The organism is Photorhabdus cinerea (assembly GCF_011189575.1).
Lineage (GTDB): Bacteria > Pseudomonadota > Gammaproteobacteria > Enterobacterales > Enterobacteriaceae > Photorhabdus > Photorhabdus cinerea.
The window spans coordinates 1-2,961 of the sequence record NZ_PUJW01000081.1; the positions used below are offsets into that span (position 1 = coordinate 1).

The window sequence follows — 2,961 nt, forward strand, 5'->3', positions numbered from 1 at the left end:
CCGTAGTTTTCTAAGCTGGAGAACCCATCTGTACCCGTTGGGAAACCGCCCTTTCCGTTATTATCACACATAATGTAGATGCCAACGGTCCCCGCGCCCATTGCTCTACGACGAATCCATACGCGAGTAACACCCGGTACGGATAACGCCCACAACTTGTAGTCATCGTCAGAACCACCGGACAAAAGTCCTTGATAAGCAAGCAGAATCCGGGAACGAAAATCATCTTCATTTTCAATATCAGCCCCGCCGATGATGGGTGTTACTGCTTTTCCCTGAACGTCCACCCCGGCAATACTCTGATCGAGTGTTAACACTGTCCCCGCGTCAGCATTACCTGCACTTCCTCCCCCGGTAGCATCATCAGAAATATCGGGCAAAATGGCGGTTATTAATGCATTAGCAGTACCGTCTTGTGCTATGCGAACATCATAAAGTGTTTTGTATTGATAACCGTCACCGCGATTTAGTATCGTCCCTGCCGGAATAATTACGCTTTCCGTTCCTGTAAACTGGTAATCATTGCAAATTGCAGCATTGGCGGGCTTGCGAAAGACCTTTTTCATTGCCCCCCAGCCTGCCAGGTGTTCATCTGTTGCAGTAAAGGGGGTTGTTTGCAGTGCGATATAGTCAAGATAGCCGTAGTGCAAATGTGCCATGCCTGCATCCATGTCCGCAAGCACGCCCATGTTAGAAAATCGCAGCAATGTACCAACATCATCAAGTTCAGACTGTAAAAAGCTGCGGTTCTGCTCACGTAGTTCAGATAGTGTTTGTCGTTTAAATGGCATTATGTTGTTCCCATACCCAGAAAAATCTTAAGTCTTCTGCTTCACGTCCGGGGCGCTGATAACGAATGATCATGTTTAAGCGATTTGGGTAAACGATTTGAGTATTGATATTTACAGAAGCGACAACGCCATCGTCTAACATCCATTGTAGCGCCTCACGCGCATAATCTTCTGCTTTCAGAGCTACGGCGGTAGTGAGTTTTTGGCGGCGTATCAACCACAATCGCGAACCGATTTGATAATCCGAGCCAACATCACCCCACCAGCCTTTTCTGTCAACCCCATCGATTTCATCATCGCTACGTGCCTGTCTATCTGTAAATAGACTAACTATCATAGCCGTTTGCAAATCGTCCCCAGTGACCAAATCCCCGTTCCCCGCCAGCCAATCGGCATGAATCTTATTCACATCCCAGCACGAAGTAATATCACTCATTTCACTGGCTCCCCGATTTTCTGACTTGTTACTGTTGAACCGCCAGACTCCACACCGGATACTTTATGTGTATGATTATTATAGGAATCACGCAACTGTTTCATTGTTGAAGAATTGCTATTGCAGTTATCAACGATATCACCTGTCACTTTTAGAATTGGCGTGTTACAAAGTACAGACTCGCTAGCGTTGATTGTTACCTGAGTGGCGTTATTTATAGTCACTGGCTGGCCTTTGGCTTCAATAGTGATCCCTGACTCGGTTAATAAGATATGTAAGCCCCATTGGTTATAGAGCACTACTTCTCCGGGATTTAAATTCTTATGCCGATATTTTTTATTGTTGCTGGCAATCACGACAGCGCTGGAACGGTCTCCCCCCAAGTAACCAATCACAACGTCTGTCCCGGCTGGCAATGCAGAAGAGAAGCCAAATTCAGCCATCCTTGCCGTGTTGTCCCGAACCTCGATTGGCGTCTGGTACTGAACAACTTGAATGTTTCCGCTATCACGTGAAGTCTTAATTTTGCCAAGCCCTAACATCATCTCAACCCGCCGAGACAACTTTCTGATTGCATCATTCATCATCTGATCGTCTCTCTCAAAATTGCGTAAAATTCGTATGGCTGAACACTAAAAGCGGCTGGCGGCATTAAAACTAATTGCGCTTGTGTACCATTGTCGCCATTTCGGGTATATGTCACTTCCGACAACAGCCATTGCTCATTTTCAAGTCCGAAGATGGGCATGTGAATAGGGATCAATGTATTGGGTTGCCATAATTTACCGCTACTATCTCGCCAGCTATCAACCGTCACTTTCAGCACTTTTGAGCGTCCGTAGCGGCGGTTCATTTCCCAGTCAATCGACTCTTGTGCCCGCTTTGCTGATATAAGCGTGCTTTCTATGATGGTGACATAGTTCCGATAGCGCATTTTCTTAGCTTCGGGATCACTGGCTGTTGCTAACGTGACGACATCATAACCGCTGTCATTACTTGTTTCGTTGAGTCCGCTTATAGCAAAAGACAAGCCGGTATATTCAGAAAACCGTTCATTCATTGAACTATTGTAATCTGATGTTTCGACGTTCTTTCCCTGCTCAACCCCACTTGCGGCCAGCTCTGTACCTACCCTCGTCATGATTAAATTGCCGTCTGGCAAGTCGTAGTAAAGAAGAGCAGCAAAGCGGGTAACGCGATCAATAACTTCTTGCGAAGACTCACCCCAGTTTAGTGTGAACTGAGGAACAGTTGGCATATCATCAACATCAGATGTCACTTGAATGTCATACCATTGCGCGAGTTTCTGAGCAATCTGGAGTGGAGTAGCCTGGCTGATCACGTTGTTCGGCCACTTTGCTGAACAGTCTACTAAGTCTTGGCATTTACCCCGCCCAGACACTTTTATTTCGTGTTTATTCTTTGAAACTGATGGGTTCCAGCTATCGATATAGCCCGTTACTACTCGATCATCACCCAAAAATACTTCGCATTTTTCACCGGGTTCTACAAGTTGCTTCTCATCATTGCCGGGGTAATAATCCATTAACATCAAATCGAAATCTGATGGCAACCGCTCAATACCCCGCGTCACCCGCACACTATCCCATCCAAAGATCCTTCGCCCACCGATCACTAATGACAACTCATCACTTTTCATTGTTTCAGCGCCTTGAATTTAATGGGCATAAACGCCGGGTGAACTGGAGAGACGGCTTGGACTAGCTCATCACT

4 protein-coding genes are annotated in these 2,961 nt (G+C 46.2%); all 4 read right to left on the bottom strand.

Annotated features, from left to right (window positions below):
- A partial coding sequence (locus C5469_RS22520) for a baseplate J/gp47 family protein (RefSeq protein ID WP_166310897.1) occupies nucleotides 1-791 on the bottom strand: 791 nt, incomplete at its 3' end.
- Nucleotides 781-1,227, bottom strand: coding sequence for a phage GP46 family protein (locus tag C5469_RS22525; protein ID WP_166310899.1), 447 nt, complete (start codon nucleotides 1,225-1,227; stop codon nucleotides 781-783). The genes C5469_RS22520 and C5469_RS22525, both read right to left, overlap by 11 nt.
- Entirely contained in the window at nucleotides 1,224-1,811 is a 588-nt protein-coding gene (locus C5469_RS22530) for a phage baseplate assembly protein domain-containing protein (protein WP_166310903.1), read from the bottom strand. Before C5469_RS22530 ends, C5469_RS22525 begins: the two co-directional genes overlap by 4 nt.
- The gene (locus C5469_RS22535) at nucleotides 1,811-2,887 is read right to left on the bottom strand and encodes a phage baseplate assembly protein (RefSeq protein WP_166310901.1); all 1,077 of its coding nucleotides are present in this window, start codon (nucleotides 2,885-2,887) and stop codon (nucleotides 1,811-1,813) included. Before C5469_RS22535 ends, C5469_RS22530 begins: the two co-directional genes overlap by 1 nt.
- Between the last annotated feature and the right edge of the window lie 74 nt (nucleotides 2,888-2,961).